The sequence below is a fragment of the Planomonospora sp. ID82291 genome, from assembly GCF_015711645.1.
GTDB lineage: Bacteria > Actinomycetota > Actinomycetes > Streptosporangiales > Streptosporangiaceae > Planomonospora.
Map to the genome: position 1 here is coordinate 1,653,924 of NZ_JABTEX010000002.1, position 13,221 is coordinate 1,667,144.

At 72.2% G+C, this 13,221-nt stretch carries 14 protein-coding genes; 7 read left to right on the plus strand and 7 right to left on the minus strand.

The genetic code is table 11. The annotated features are described in order from the left end of the window. Positions 1-4: 4 nt before the first annotated feature. Both HS045_RS18340 and HS045_RS18345 read right to left on the minus strand, forming a co-directional pair. On the minus strand, positions 5-976 hold the full coding sequence (locus tag HS045_RS18340; protein ID WP_196452528.1) for a carbohydrate ABC transporter permease: 972 nt from the start codon (positions 974-976) through the stop codon (positions 5-7). A 30-nt stretch (positions 977-1,006) separates the two neighbouring features. After that, positions 1,007-2,305: an ABC transporter substrate-binding protein gene (locus tag HS045_RS18345; RefSeq protein WP_196452529.1), complete on the minus strand. Its 1,299-nt coding sequence runs from the start codon at positions 2,303-2,305 to the stop codon at positions 1,007-1,009. Positions 2,306-2,722: 417 nt separating this feature from the next. Between HS045_RS18345 and HS045_RS18350 the strand changes: the two genes are divergently transcribed. Both HS045_RS18350 and HS045_RS18355 read left to right on the plus strand, forming a co-directional pair. Next, a complete protein-coding gene (locus tag HS045_RS18350) occupies positions 2,723-3,460 on the plus strand; it encodes a maleylpyruvate isomerase family mycothiol-dependent enzyme (protein ID WP_196452530.1) in 738 nt (245 codons plus the stop codon). A gap of 145 nt (positions 3,461-3,605) precedes the next feature. Then, positions 3,606-3,854, plus strand: coding sequence for a hypothetical protein (locus HS045_RS18355; RefSeq protein WP_196452531.1), 249 nt, complete (start codon positions 3,606-3,608; stop codon positions 3,852-3,854). A 113-nt stretch (positions 3,855-3,967) separates the two neighbouring features. On the opposite strand, the gene HS045_RS18360 is transcribed toward HS045_RS18355, so the two are convergent. Continuing rightward, the gene (locus HS045_RS18360) at positions 3,968-5,161 is read right to left on the minus strand and encodes an ROK family protein (protein ID WP_196452532.1); all 1,194 of its coding nucleotides are present in this window, start codon (positions 5,159-5,161) and stop codon (positions 3,968-3,970) included. Between the two features lie 249 nt (positions 5,162-5,410). Between HS045_RS18360 and HS045_RS18365 the strand changes: the two genes are divergently transcribed. Both HS045_RS18365 and HS045_RS18370 read left to right on the plus strand, forming a co-directional pair. Then, a complete protein-coding gene (locus HS045_RS18365; RefSeq protein ID WP_196452533.1) occupies positions 5,411-6,007 on the plus strand; it encodes an Ohr family peroxiredoxin in 597 nt (198 codons plus the stop codon). Positions 6,008-6,196: 189 nt separating this feature from the next. After that, entirely contained in the window at positions 6,197-6,751 is a 555-nt protein-coding gene (locus tag HS045_RS18370; protein WP_196452534.1) for a hypothetical protein, read from the plus strand. 196 nt (positions 6,752-6,947) lie between these two features. Here HS045_RS18370 and HS045_RS18375 read toward each other — a convergent pair whose 3' ends face one another. The 3 genes from HS045_RS18375 to ctaD all read right to left on the minus strand — a co-directional run bounded on the left by HS045_RS18375 (position 6,948) and on the right by ctaD (position 10,071). Further along, on the minus strand, positions 6,948-7,304 hold the full coding sequence (locus HS045_RS18375; protein ID WP_196452535.1) for a DUF3040 domain-containing protein: 357 nt from the start codon (positions 7,302-7,304) through the stop codon (positions 6,948-6,950). 416 nt (positions 7,305-7,720) lie between these two features. After that, positions 7,721-8,293 carry a DUF5709 domain-containing protein gene (locus HS045_RS36210; RefSeq protein ID WP_196452536.1) on the minus strand — a complete coding sequence of 191 codons (573 nt, stop codon included), beginning with the start codon at positions 8,291-8,293 and terminating at the stop codon, positions 7,721-7,723. Positions 8,294-8,367: 74 nt separating this feature from the next. Beyond that, positions 8,368-10,071 (minus strand): cytochrome c oxidase subunit I, encoded by a 1,704-nt coding sequence (ctaD, locus tag HS045_RS18385; protein ID WP_196452537.1) that lies wholly within the window; start codon positions 10,069-10,071, stop codon positions 8,368-8,370. Between the two features lie 194 nt (positions 10,072-10,265). Between ctaD and HS045_RS18390 the strand changes: the two genes are divergently transcribed. Then, the gene (locus HS045_RS18390) at positions 10,266-10,451 is read left to right on the plus strand and encodes a hypothetical protein (RefSeq protein ID WP_196452538.1); all 186 of its coding nucleotides are present in this window, start codon (positions 10,266-10,268) and stop codon (positions 10,449-10,451) included. Positions 10,452-10,719: 268 nt separating this feature from the next. After that, complete coding sequence (locus HS045_RS18395; RefSeq protein WP_196452539.1) at positions 10,720-11,289, plus strand: hemerythrin domain-containing protein; 570 nt, start codon at positions 10,720-10,722, stop codon at positions 11,287-11,289. Positions 11,290-11,398: 109 nt separating this feature from the next. On the opposite strand, the gene HS045_RS18400 is transcribed toward HS045_RS18395, so the two are convergent. Beyond that, a complete protein-coding gene (locus HS045_RS18400) occupies positions 11,399-11,602 on the minus strand; it encodes a hypothetical protein (RefSeq protein WP_196452540.1) in 204 nt (67 codons plus the stop codon). Between the two features lie 306 nt (positions 11,603-11,908). On the opposite strand from HS045_RS18400, the gene nhaA reads away from it, so the two are divergent. Next, on the plus strand, positions 11,909-13,219 hold the full coding sequence (nhaA, locus tag HS045_RS18405; protein ID WP_196452541.1) for a Na+/H+ antiporter NhaA: 1,311 nt from the start codon (positions 11,909-11,911) through the stop codon (positions 13,217-13,219). The last annotated feature ends 2 nt before the right edge of the window (positions 13,220-13,221 follow it).

Here is a 13,221-nt window from a genome sequence, read left to right on the forward strand (position 1 = left end):
GCGGTCACGTGAGGCTTCCCTTCGCGCGGCGGGTGAGCAGGTAGTTGACGCCGGCGATCACGATGATGAAGAGGAACATCATCCAGGAGATGGCCGAGGCGTAACCGAAGTCGAGCCGGGTGAAGTTCTCGTAGATGAACAGCGCGAGCGTCTGGTACTGCCGGTCCACGCCGCCGGTGACCATGTAGGAGCCGAACAGCAGCGGCTCGGCCATGACCTGCATGGCGCCGATGGTCGAGGTGATGACGACGAAGACGATCGTCGGCCGGATCATCGGGATGGTGATCTTCCGGAGCTGGGTGAGCCCGCTCGCGCCGTCGAGGGTGGCCGCCTCGTACAGCTCGCGCGGCACGGCCTGCATCGCGGCCAGGAAGATCAGCGCGTTGTACCCCGTCCACCGCCACATGATCATGATGGAGATGGCGGCGTGCGAGCTGGCCACGCCCTCGTTCCAGGCGACGCCTCCCACGCCGAACCAGGAGAGCATCCAGTTGATCATGCCGAAGTCCCGGCCGAACAGCTGGCTGAAGATGACCACCACCGCGACCACGCTGGTCACGTTGGGCAGCAGCAGCGTGACGCGCAGGAAGGTCTGCGCCCGCAGCGGCCGGTTGAGCAGGTGGGCCAGCCAGATGGCCAGCAGCAGCTGCGGGACCGTGGACAGCACCCCGATGGACAGGGTGTTGAAGGCGGCGTTCCAGAAGTAGTCGTCGGCGAGCAGCGTCCTGAAGTTCTCCAGGCCGATGAAGGCGTGCTCGTCCTCCAGCAGCGTCCACTCGTGCAGGCTCACCCAGGCGGTGTAGGCCAGGGGGAAGAGCCCGAAGGCGGAGAACAGCAGGAAGAAGGGGGCCACGTAGGCGTAGGGCGAGGCCTTGGTGTCGAGCTGGTGGACCAGGTGGCGGCGGACGCCGCGGCGGGCCCGCACCGGTCTGCCCGGTGGGGCGGCCGCCGGGCGGTCCGGTGCGCGCGTGGCCATGAGGGCTCCTCTCGGAGGCTCGGGTAGGGGTTACTTGATCTTCTCGACGTCCTTGAGCGCCTGGGCCCAGGCCTCGTCGGGCTTCTGCTTGCCCTGCTCGACGCGCTGGAGGCCGTCGCCGAACGCCTTGAGGATGTCGCCGGCCTTGGGGCCGACCTTCTGCGGCTTGAGCGCCTTGGCCGCGTCGGTGAAGATCTTGCCGATGGGGGCGTTGCCGAAGTACGGGTTGACGAACTCGGCGACGGCGGGGTCGTCGTACAGCTCGGGCAGCGAGGGCAGCGCGCTGGCCTCCTTGAAGAGCGTGATCTGGCTCTCCTTGTTCGTCAGCAGGTCGATCAGCTCGGCGGCCTCCTTGGGGTGCTTGCCCTGCTTGGGCAGCATCAGGTGGGTGCCGCCCTGGTTGCCGCCGCCGCCGGGCACCGCGGCGATGTCCCAGGCGCCCTCACCGGGCTTCTGGTCCTTGATCGTGCCGGTCTTCCAGGCCGGGCAGACCATGGTGGCGAAGCTGCCCTTGACGATGCCGGTGTTCCACGGCGGGGTGAAGGCGGCGAGCTTGGCGGACAGGCCCGCGTCGATCATCTTGACGGACAGGTCGAAGGCCTTCTTCACCTCCGGGTTGGTCCCGGCGATGACGTTGTACTGCTCGTCGTAGTAGCCGGTCGGGGCCTGGTCGACGATGGCGCGGAAGTGCTCGCCGGGACCGTCGGTGAACTTGGCGCCGGGCACGTTCGCGGCGGCGAACTTCTTGCCCGCCTCGATGTACTGCTCCCAGGTCGGCCAGAGCGCCGAGACCTCCTCGCGCTCGGTGGGCAGGCCGGCCTTCTTGAACAGGTCGGGGCGGTAGCACATGGCCAGGCCGCCGACGTCGGTGCCCAGGCCCATGAGGGCGGAGCCGTCGTTGGAGACGCCCTGCTGCCACTTCCAGTCGAGGTACTCGCCCTGCCGCTTGTCGAGGCCGAACTGCTTGAGGTCGTGGAACTTGCCGGGGTTGGGGGTGAAGGCGCCGATGTAGCCGCCCTCGACGGCGACGACGTCCGCCGCCCCGGCGCCGGTGGCCAGCTGGGTGATGAGGTTGGTGTGGTGGTCGTTGAACTGCGCGCGCCGCTCCACGATCTCCACGTTGGGGTGGGTCTTCTTGAACTCCTCGTACAGCGGCGCGTAGTGGAAGTCGCTGAACAGCGCGACGGTCAGCTTGATCTTCTCGGCCGGCGCGCCGGAGCCGCCCGCGGAGGTGGTGCCGGCGTCGGTGCCACCGCTGCCGCAGGCGGCCGCGCTCACGGTCAGGGCGATCGCGGCGAGCATCGGTGCGAGGGGGCGGAGCTTGCCCATGGAACCCTCCCAGGGTCCTTATAAATGATCATGAAGAGAGCGCTCCCTGGAGAGGGTGTTCTCTTATGGGCCCGCTGTCAACGGTTCGGCGTATAACGATCGTCGTTACAGGGGGTGCCGGAGATTTCTGGTTGAGAGAGCGCTCCCTGAACTGTTTTCCGTATAAGACCAGGCAGGCCGCCGCATGGGGGAACGTCGAGGCCTCGCGGGAGCGCTCCCACGGCCACGCGGATCACTTTCGGAAGAGCGCGGACCGTCGGGAGGGCTGATCGCCGACCTTGACAGTGCCTCGGAAAAGGGGGGACGCTCTGCTGTGAGAGCGCTCCCCGATTCGTTGTCCCCGACCGGGAGGGGTCGTGCGCCCGCCCTGACCGGGGGCGCCGTTCCGCGCCGGTGCCCGGGGGTATCACCGTTGGCATGACCAGAGAAACGGACGAATTAGCTCATTTCAACCCATTCGATCTGTTCGACGCCGAGGCGGAGCGGCTGGACCTCCACTTCTCCCGTCTCGGAGCCGAGGCCTGGGACCGGGCCTCCCGGTGCCGGGGCTGGTCGGTGCGCGACGTCCTGGCCCACCTGGCGGGGGAGGAGCTCTACAACCACGCCTGCCTGGACGACGACGTCGGAGGGTTCTTCGCGATGCTCGCCCGCGAGGACGTCGAAGGCGGCCTGGAGGGCTTCAACGACTGGTGCGTGCGCCGCCGCCGCGGCCTGCCGGTGGAGGACGTGCTCGCCGAGTGGCGGCACCGCAACGGGGAGACGCGCCGCCGCATGCGCGCGCTCGGTCGCGACGCGGTGCTGCCGACCGCGGCCGGGCCGTACCCGGTGGGGCTGCAGGCCTTCCACTGCGCCTCCGAGTACGCCACCCACGCCGACGACGTGCGGGCGCCCGTGGGGGAGGACGAGGCCGACCGCCGGATCTGGTGGCGGGCCGAGGTGGGCGTGTTCGCGCTCGCCGAGCGGGACCCTGCGGTCCAGGTCGAGGTGACCGCCGAACGGATCTGGGTGTGCGCCCACGGGGTGAGCGCCCAGGTGCCGGCACGGGTCTTCGTCGAGGCGACGGTCGGCCGGCTGCCGGACGACCATCCGCTCGACCGGGTGCTGGAGGACGCGCTCGACCGCGAGCTCCGCTCCGAGCTGCGTTGCCTGGCGTGAGTCGGGGTGCGTTGCCTGGCGTGGGTCCGGGGCGCTTTGTCGAGTCTTGTCCCGCTTCGGTGGGTGGCCGGGAGGCCAGCGGGAACGAGAACGATTCCGACGACCGATCACGCGCCGGGGGATCCCGGCGGCGAGGAGGCATCCCATGGCACTCGTCGAACGAGAATGCGTCCGGCAGTTGCTGGAGTCGCCCGACCCCGACGCGGTCCTGGTCTTCGTCCGCGGGGACTGCATGGTCGTGTCCGAGGAGCGGATCGACGACGAGCACCGCAGGCTGGTCGTCGCCCGCCGCCGCGACCTGGACCGCTTCCTCGGCGGCGGCACGATCACCGAGCAGCAGGTGGACCTGCTGGCCGAGCGGCTCGACAACGCCGTCCGGGACCTCGGCGCCTGAGGACGGCGGGGGCCCGGGGGACGACCACCCCGGGGCGGGCGGGGGTGCCGACGGGGGTCCCGAAGCGCGGCGCCCGAGGGCCGGGGCGGCGGGGGAACCCGGGGGCGGCCGGCTCAGCCCGCCGTGGGCGGGGAGGCCGCCGGGGCGATCCGGCCGAGCAGGAACTCCTCCACCACGAGGGTGGCCGCGCCGAGCGCCACCGCGTCGGGGCCGAGGCGGCCCAGCACGATGGAGGCGGTCTCGTACGGCTGCGCGAGGGAGTTCTCGGCCGCGGCCCGCCTGATCCTGGTGAGCCGGTGGCGGCCCAGCAGGAGCCCGGCCCAGCCGCCGATGACGATGCGCTCGGGATTGAACAGGTTGATCAGGTTGGCCAGGCCCGCCCCGAGGTAGTCGGCGGTCTCGTCGATGACGGGGTGGTCCGAGGCGATGAGCCCGGCCAGGGCCGCCTGCTCGTCGACGGTCCCGGCGGGCAGCCCGGCGCGTGCCAGGACGCCTTCGGCCCCGATGTAGGCCTCCAGGCAGCCGCGCCCTCCGCAGCGGCAGGCCCGCCCCCGGAACTCGATCTTGGTGTGCCCCCACTCGCCGGCGCTGCTGTTGGCGCCGCGGTAGGTGATGCCGTCGGTGATGATGCCGGCCCCGGCTCCGGAGCCGACCAGCGCGACGATGGTGTGCCGGGTCCCGCGCCCGGCGCCGAACCAGAGCTCGGCCTGGCCCATCGTCTTGGCGCCGTTGTCGACGTAGAGGGGCAGGGAGGTGCCCGCGCGCAGGAGCGTGCCCAGGGGGACCGCCTCCCAGCCGAAGGTCTGCGCGTGGATGAGCGCCTCCGGCCCGCTCTGCACGATGCCGGGCACGCCGATGCCCACGCCGAGGACCCGGCCGGGGTCGACGCCGCTGCCGGCCAGGACGGCGTCGATGCCGGACAGGATGCACCCGGCGACCAGCCCGGCGTCGTGCCGGGCCGGGTGCAGGGGGTGGTCGGCCTTGGCCCGCTCGTTCATGTCCAGGTCGAACAGCTCGACCCGCACGTGGGTCTCACCGACGTCCACCCCGATGGCGTAGCCGAACTCCGGGTCGACGCGGAGCAGCACCCGGGGGCGTCCGCCGTCGGACTCGACCAGGCCGGCCTCGACGACGACGCCGTCGGCGATGAGGTCGCCGGTCACGTTGCTGACCGAGGCGGCGCTCAGGCCGGTCAGGGCGGTGAGCTCGTGGCGGCTGGTCGGCCCGGCGAAGTAGAGCGTCCGCAGCAGCACCGCCCGGTTCCCCCTGCGGAGGTCGCGTACCGTCCTGCGTTCGGGCCTGACCATGGTCTTCCTTCCCCCGGAGCTGCGGCCATGGTAGATCAGGCCGTGCGGCGATCCGCCCGGCGCACCCGGCAAAGGAGCCCGCCGACCTGGTGCGGATCGGGGGAGCCGTGATCACCCAACCGTGTCACCTCTCCCCTCCCGGGTAGGTAACCGGCGTTCCCCGCCGTGTCACGCGGATCCGGACCCGGGACGGCAGGACACGGCGGGCGTCGGGCCCGTCCCGGGCGGGGAGATTCGGGGGATCGATCCATGAGCCACGACACCAGAACCGGCCGGGAGCGGCCGGGAACCGGTACGGCGGGCGCGCCGGGCCGGGTGACGGCCTCGGACTACTCGGGTCCGGGCGTGGAGGCCGAGCTCGACCCGCGCCGCACGGCGGCCGGGGCCGGGCACGGCGGGCCCGCGCCCGGTCCGGACGGCCACGGGGAGCACACCACCCTCTACACCGCGCGGGCGTCGTCCGCGGGCGGCCGGGGCGGGCGGGTGACGACGGACGACGGGCTGCTCGACCTCGAGATGCGGGCCCCCCGCGAGCTCGGCGGTCCCGGCGGCGCCCCCAACCCCGAGCAGCTCCTGGCCGCGGCGTACGCGACCTGCTTCCACAGCTCCCTCGAACTGGTCGCCGGCCGGGGCGGCGCGGACACCGGCGGCGCCAGCGTCGACGCGGCCGTGGCGCTGCGCAAGCGCGGCAAGAGCGACGACTACGTGATCGGCGTCGAGGTGACGGTCCGGATGCCGCGGGTCGACCGGGAGACCGCCGGGCGCCTCGCCGCGCAGGCGCACCGGCACTGCCCGTATTCCAAGGCGCTGCTGGGCTCGGCGGAGGTCGCGGTGCGCGTCGCCTGACCCCGGTCCGGCCCCGGGCGGCCCCGCGCCAATCTTGTCCCAGGAAACGCCCCGGGAACGGGGCGGGCGGAGAGCTCGCGGCCGGATCCGGGTAGTCAACCCCCGGCACGGCGACGTCCCCGGCGGTGCCCGCCGGGGACGTCGCCGCAGTCCACATCCACGGCAGGATCGACGGCGGGGGAGAAGCCCATGCGGCAACGCAACACGGTCGTGCGCGCCGTGCACGACATCGGCACGGCCATCTGGTTCGGGGGCGCGCTGATGGGCGCCATCGGTTTGAACGGCGCCGCCTCCGAGGTGAGCGACAGGCGCGAGCGCACGAGGGTGGCGAACGCCGGCTGGAACCGGTGGACGCCGGTCAACGCCGCGGGCGTCGTGATGAACCTCGTCGGTTCGGCCGGTCTGCTGGCGGCCAACAGGGGCCGGGTGGCGGCCCAGCGGGGAGTGGCCGCCAACTCGCTGGCCAAGGCGGTCGTGACCGGCGCGGCGCTGGCCGCGACGGTCTACAGCAGGAGGCTCGGCGCCGAGCTCGACCGGGCCGGCGACGTGCCCGCGGAGGGCGCGGTGAAGCCGGACGAGGACACCCCCGTCGAGATCGCCCGGGTGCAGCGGCGGCTGCGCGTCATGCAGTGGGTGGTCCCCGGCCTCACCGGCGCGCTGGTCGTCCTGACCTCCCTGCACGGCGAGCAGCAGCGGCCCGCCGAGGTGCTCCGGGGCGTGGTGCGCGGCGCCTTCTCCCACTGAGCGGCGCCTTCCCACTGAGCGGCGCCTTCCCACTGAGCGGCGCCTTCCCCTGGGCGGGGGCGGGGCAGGTCGGCGAGCCGGGCGCGCGCCGCGGCGCCGTTCGCGCCGTAGGACGCGGCGAACGGGGCGGGGACGTCGATGCCGGAGGTCGGCCGTCCCCGCGCTCTCCCGGCGACGGAGAACGCCCGCCGGCCGCTCAGGGGCGGCAGACCGGCTTGCGGACCTCGGCGGGCAGTTCGGAGGAGGGCAGCCCGGAGGCGGGCAGCCCGGAGACGGTGGTGACGGGCCCGGAGGAGGCGGGGGAACGCGGCGTGCAGGGACGGTCGGGAAGCGCGAGGGTGAGGATCACCAGGACGGCCGTCAGGATGAACGTGGCGGCGACGACGCAGACGAACTCCCGGCGACTGGTGGTGTAGCCGAAGCGGTGACACACGCCCCTGGCGGGCCGCGACGCGTTCAGGGCGTCCATCCGGCAGGCGAAGGCCCGGTCCTGACTGCGGAGCGACTGCTCGATCCCCGCCAGGATCTGGCTCTCCCGCCGGGACAGGCTCACGATGCGCCGCCGGTGCGCGGGAGGCCGGCCCGGCGGGGCGCCGGGACGATCGGGTTGACGTTGCTCAGAGGTGACATGGCCGTCCAAGAGAGGAGGGGGAGCACCTACTGGCTGTTTCCTCCAGCCACTCAGGACGGATTCCCCGCCATGCCGTGATCACGCGGTACCCCTGCGGAGATCGCAGAACTTTGGCACCCGAACGCCAACGAAGACCGGAATCTCACCTTTTCGTGGCTTTTATCTTGATACATCCCGCTTACACGGGGCCGTCCGTCACGGGGCCGTCCGTCACGGGGCCGTCCGTCACGGGGCCGTCCGTCACGGGGCCGTCCGTCCGTCACGGGGCCGTCCGTCACGGGGCCGTCCGCGTCGCTCCCCGTGGAGCCGGGGAACGGCGCGGGCGGCGCGGGCCGTACTCACTCGGGCTCCACCCGCATGGCGGCCTCCTCGGCGGTGTAGCCGCCGCCGTCCGGGCCGACCTCCTCGCCGATCAGGTCGGCCTCGATGTCGGAGCGCCCGCCCTGGTCCGGGTCGACCAGCCGACCCGCGGGCCGGGGTTCGTCCCACACGGCGCCCGACGGCTCCTCCGGCTGCGCCGGGTGGCCGGGATCGAGGCCGGCGTCCGGCGCGTACCCGGTGTCGAGGTCGGCGCCCGGCCCCAGGCCGCTCTCGGCGCCCACCCCGCCGTCGAGGTCGTCCGGGACCTCCGGATCCATGGGCCGTCCTCCGGCGCCCTCGGACGGGTCGGCCCCGAACGCCGCCTGCTCCTCGGGCTCCTCGCGGGCCAGGCGGCCCTCCAGCGGCTCGCCCCGGACCTGCTCCTCGAACGTGGTCCCGAAGTCGTCGACCGCGACGGGGCGGTCGCCGGGAAGCGGCGCCTCCTGCGGATCCACCGCCCACTGCTGCTGCGGAGTGCCGTCCTGCAGGTCCGGGATGCCCTCGTCCTCGAACCGCGACCGCGGGTCGTGCTCCGGAATGTGCTCGCTCACCGCGACTCCTTCCTGCTGTTTCCCCTGCCGTCTCCCGCTGCCCCGCCCGTCCCGGCGGTAACGGGCGGGTGGCGTCAGATCTCCTCGGCGGGCTCGGTCGGGTCCAGCTGGCGCGGTTGGGACTCGGCGGCCACCTTGGGGTGGTGCAGGTCGAAGGCGGGCCGCTCGGACCGGATGGTGGGGATGGAGGTGAAGTTGTGCCGCGGCGGCGGGCAGGAGGTGGCCCACTCCAGTGAGTTGCCGTAGCCCCAGGGATCGTCCACGGTCACCCGTGGCGCGTATGTGGCGGTGTGCCAGACGTTGTAGACGAACGGGAGGGTGGACAGGCCCAGGAGGAGGGCGCCGACGGAGGAGACGACGTTCAGTTCGGTGAAGCCGTCGACGGTGCTGTAGTCGGCGTAGCGGCGCGGGAAGCCCTCCACCCCCAGCCAGTGCTGGACCAGGAAGGTGGAGTGGAAACCGATGAACAGCGTCCAGAAGTGCCACTTGCCGAGCGCGTCGTTGAGCATGCGCCCGGTCATCTTCGGCCACCAGAAGTAGAAGCCGGCGAACATCGCGAAGACCACGGTGCCGAAGACGACGTAGTGGAAGTGCGCCACCACGAAGTAGGAGTCGTGGACGTGGAAGTCCAGCGGCGGGGAGGCCAGGATGACGCCGGTCAGGCCGCCGAACAGGAAGGTGACCAGGAAGCCGATCGCGAACAGCATCGGCGACCGCAGCACGATGTGCCCCCGCCACATGGTGCCGACCCAGTTGAAGAACTTCACGCCGGTCGGGACCGCGATGAGGAACGTCATGAACGAGAAGAACGGCAGCAGCACCTGGCCGGTGGGGAACATGTGGTGGGCCCAGACGGCCATGGACAGGCCGCCGATGGCGATCGTCGCACCGACCAGGCCGACGTAACCGAAGATCGGCTTGCGGCTGAAGACCGGGATGACCTCGGTGATGATCCCGAAGAACGGCAGCGCGATGACGTACACCTCGGGGTGACCGAAGAACCAGAACAGGTGCTGCCACAGGATCGGCCCGCCCGACACCGGGTCGAAGACGTGGGTGCCGAGCTTGCGGTCGGCGAACAGGGCGAGCAGGGTGGCGGCCAGCACCGGGAAGACCATCAGCACCAGCATCGAGGTGAGCAGCGTGTTCCAGGTGAAGATCGCCATCCGGAACATCGTCAGCCCCGGCGCGCGCATGCAGATGATCGTGGTGATGAAGTTGACCGAGCCGAGGATCGTGCCCAGGCCGGCCATGGTGAGACCGGCGATCCACAGGTCGGCTCCGACCTGCGGAGTGAAGGTGCTGGTCGACAGCGTCGTGTAGGCCGTCCAGCCGAAGTCGGCGGCCCCGCCGGTGGTGAAGAAGCCGCTGACCGCGATGAGCCCGCCGAGCAGGAACAGCCAGTAGCTGACCATGTTCAGCCGGGGGAAGGCCACGTCGGGTGAGCCGATCTGCAGCGGCATGACCACGTTGGCGAACCCGGCGAACAGCGGGGTGGCGAACAGCAGCAGCATGACCGCGCCGTGCATGGTGAACAGCTGGTTGTACAGCTGCTGGTGCACGATCTGCATGCCCGGCTGGGCGAGCTCGGCACGGATGACGAGCGCCATGACCCCGCCGATCAGGAAGAACGCGAACGAGGTGATCAGATAGAGGTAGCCGATCACCTTGTGGTCGGTGGAGGTCAGCCAGTGCACGACGACGGCGCCCCTGCCGCGCTTGGCCGGGGCCGGCGGCGAGGTGAGCGGCTCTCCGGAGGGCTGTCTGTAGGTCGTCATCACTCGTCTCCACGTGGTCGGTGCCTCACCGGGGACCGGGGGAACACCGCCCCTCCGTCGCTCAGTGTGATCAACTAATTACCCCATGGAGTCACACCGAATCTCATCCCCCCTCATTCGGGACGGTCTGGACGGGTTCGGCGGGCCGCTCCGGGGCACACCTCCCGCGTCGAGGAGACCGACCGGGAGGGACCATGCCGCGACCTGATGAGGACAAGCCGCTCGCCGACCGCAGGGAGCACCCCGAGGTGCACGACGAGCCGGACATCGCCGGGGAGGCCGCGCCGTCCGCGACGGACCCGGCCAACCAGCCCGAGGATGACCCGGACCGCCGGGTCTACGGGCAGGACGAGGGATACGAGAAGCCGACCGAGGTGTGACGCCCGCCTTCCCGGCGGGACCGGGAAGGTGGGCGCAAAGGCCTCTCGGAGGTGGATCTCCCACTTACGGGACCGAGGTAATCAAACGGGCATCATGCGGAAAAGCCTTGTTCGGTGCGGTCGCGCCGCCCGTGCGCGTACCGCTCCGTTTGCGACCTTGTCGGTGGGAGAGTCCCGCCGCGGCGCCGGCCGGGGGCCACCGCGTCCGGCGACCCGTCGCCGGACGGGCCTCCGACGCCGGTCCGCGGGTGCAGAGAGGAAACCGCCGATGAGCACCGTCCAGGAGACCGATGTCGTCGCCGTGCTGACGCACGACCACCGCGAGGTCGAGCAGATGTTCACCGAGCTGGAGCGGCTGAGCCCGAGCGACACGGAGCGGCGCCGCCAGCTGACCGAGAAGGTCATCATCGAGCTGGTCCGCCACTCGGTCGCCGAGGAGGCGTACCTGTACCCGGCCGTCCGCAGGGCCGTGCCCGGCGGCGACCAGCTCGCCGACCGGGAGCTGGCCGAGCACGCCGAGGCCGAGAAGACCATGAAGAGGCTGGAGCAGACCGACGTCGCCGACCCCGGCCACGCGACCCTGCTGAAGCAGCTGATGACGGAGATCCGGACCCACATCCGGGAGGAGGAGGACGAGCTCTTCCCCCGGCTGCGCGCGCACAGCGATGTCTCCCAGCTCGCCGAGCTGGGGCGGAAGGTCCAGGCGATCAAGAAGATCGCCCCCACCCGCCCGCACCCGGGCGCGCCGGACAGGCCCCCGGCCAACATGATGGTGGGGCCGCTGACCGGGCTGGTCGACCGGATGCGCGACGCGATCACCGGCCGCGGGAAGGACTAGCGTCTCCGGCCGGGCGCGGCCTGCGCACCGCGCCCGGCCGCCGCGTCCGGCCGAACCGCGACGGGCGCGGCCGAACCGCGACGGGCGGGTCCGGTGGCCCTTCCGGCGCTCAGTCGTCGGAGGGCTCCTCCACGTCGTCGGGCGAGTCCGCCCCCGGCGCGTGCGGATCCACCCACACCCCGCCCTCGGGATCTCCCTCGGGCTGGGCGTCCGGCGACTGGGAGAGCGGGCTCTGCAGGTCACGGCTGCCGCCGGCGGACAGGGTCTCGGCGTTCTCCGTGGTGTCCCGGTCGGACATTCTCAGCTCCGGCATGGCGTCCCCCGTACGAGTCGATCGGTACGGCCGGGCGGACCCGGCCGCTGTCATTCCCCAGATCGGGATGTCAAATTCGGACATACCCCACCAATTCGGGACCATGCGCCGCTCTGGGGGGCGATCGAAGCGTGCGGTTCCGCCGAGGGCCGGGCGGCCCCGGCCGGACACCGCCCCGGCCCCGCCGAGGTGTGGATCACGGTGCCCCGGCGGAGCGCCCCGGGCCGGTTGGTACAGTGGACGGCGGTGCGCCGGGAAGTCTGGTCGGCAACGTCCGACCCGTCCCCGAAGAAACCGGAGCGCCCCATGACCGACCCCGCCCCTTCGCGTCCGTCCGCCTTGCTGGGCCGGGGATCGTGGGGCGAGGCCCGCCGCATCGCGGACATCCTGCGCAAGGAGACCGTCGGCGGCGCGCTGCTGCTGGCCGGCGCGACGGCGGCGATGATCTGGGCCAACTCCCCGTGGGCGGACGCCTACGAGACGCTGCGCGACGTCCGCGTCGGACCGGAGGCGCTGCACCTGAACCTGAGCCTGGCCGCCTGGGCGGGCGACGGCCTGCTGGCCGTCTTCTTCTTCGTGGCCGGGCTGGAGCTCAAACGCGAGTTCGTCGCCGGTGACCTGCGCGACGTGCGGCGGGCCGCGGTCCCGATCGCGGCCGCGCTCGGCGGGGTGATCGTCCCGGCCCTGCTGTACCTGCTCATCACCCGGGGCGTCGAGGGCGCGGGCCCGGGGTGGGCGATCCCCACCGCCACCGACATCGCCTTCGCGCTGGCGGTGCTGGCGGTCGTCGGCCGGTTCCTGCCGGCGGCGCTGCGCACCTTCCTGCTCACCCTGGCGGTGGTCGACGACCTGGTGGCCATCGTCATCATCGCGCTGTTCTACACCGAGCGACTGGCGCCGGTCCCGCTGCTGGCGGCGCTGGTGCCGCTGGGTCTCTTCACCGCGCTGGTGCAGCGCCGGGTGCGCTCGTGGTGGCTGCTGCTGCCGCTGGCCGTGACCGCCTGGGCGCTGGTGCACGCCTCGGGGGTGCACGCCACCGTCGCCGGGGTGCTGCTGGGCTTCGCCGTCCCGGTCCTGCGCAGCGACGAGGCCGGCGGTCCGGAGGCCGGGCCGGGCCTGGCCGAGCACTTCGAGCACCGGTTCCGCCCGCTCTCGGCCGGGGTGGCGGTCCCGGTGTTCGCGTTCCTGTCGGCGGGGGTGCCGCTGGGCGGGCTGGACGGCCTGCGGAGCGCCTTCGGCGACCCGGTCGTGCTGGGGGTCGCGGCGGGCCTGGTGGCGGGCAAGCCGATCGGGATCATGGCCGCGACGTGGGCGACGGCCCGCTTCGCCCGCGCGGACCTGGACGAGGGCCTGGCCTGGGTGGACATGGCGGGGTTGTCGGTGCTGGCGGGGATCGGCTTCACCGTCTCGCTGCTGATCGGCGAGCTGGCCTTCGGCGCCGGCGGCGACGAGCACGTCAAGGTGGCGGTGCTGGCCGGTTCGGTGACCGCGGCGCTCCTGGCGACGGTGATCCTGCGCCTGCGCAACCGCGTCTACCGGCGCATCCACGAGATCGAGACGGCCGACCTCGACCACGACGGCGTGCCGGACGTCTACGAGACCGGTCGACCCGGATGAGA

What these genes read in the sequence shown, in the direction of transcription:
- HS045_RS18370 (WP_196452534.1), top strand. Translation starts at nt 6,197, where the DNA reads ATGCGGCAACGCAACACGGTCGTGCGCGCCGTGCACGACATCGGCACG.
- ctaD (WP_196452537.1), bottom strand. Translation starts at nt 10,071, where the DNA reads ATGACGACCTACAGACAGCCCTCCGGAGAGCCGCTCACCTCGCCGCCG.
- HS045_RS18340 (WP_196452528.1), bottom strand. Translation starts at nt 976, where the DNA reads ATGGCCACGCGCGCACCGGACCGCCCGGCGGCCGCCCCACCGGGCAGA.
- HS045_RS18390 (WP_196452538.1), top strand. Translation starts at nt 10,266, where the DNA reads ATGCCGCGACCTGATGAGGACAAGCCGCTCGCCGACCGCAGGGAGCAC.
- HS045_RS18395 (WP_196452539.1), top strand. Translation starts at nt 10,720, where the DNA reads ATGAGCACCGTCCAGGAGACCGATGTCGTCGCCGTGCTGACGCACGAC.
- HS045_RS18360 (WP_196452532.1), bottom strand. Translation starts at nt 5,161, where the DNA reads ATGGTCAGGCCCGAACGCAGGACGGTACGCGACCTCCGCAGGGGGAAC.
- nhaA (WP_196452541.1), top strand. Translation starts at nt 11,909, where the DNA reads ATGACCGACCCCGCCCCTTCGCGTCCGTCCGCCTTGCTGGGCCGGGGA.
- HS045_RS18365 (WP_196452533.1), top strand. Translation starts at nt 5,411, where the DNA reads ATGAGCCACGACACCAGAACCGGCCGGGAGCGGCCGGGAACCGGTACG.
- HS045_RS18345 (WP_196452529.1), bottom strand. Translation starts at nt 2,305, where the DNA reads ATGGGCAAGCTCCGCCCCCTCGCACCGATGCTCGCCGCGATCGCCCTG.
- HS045_RS18355 (WP_196452531.1), top strand. Translation starts at nt 3,606, where the DNA reads ATGGCACTCGTCGAACGAGAATGCGTCCGGCAGTTGCTGGAGTCGCCC.
- HS045_RS18400 (WP_196452540.1), bottom strand. Translation starts at nt 11,602, where the DNA reads ATGCCGGAGCTGAGAATGTCCGACCGGGACACCACGGAGAACGCCGAG.
- HS045_RS18350 (WP_196452530.1), top strand. Translation starts at nt 2,723, where the DNA reads ATGACCAGAGAAACGGACGAATTAGCTCATTTCAACCCATTCGATCTG.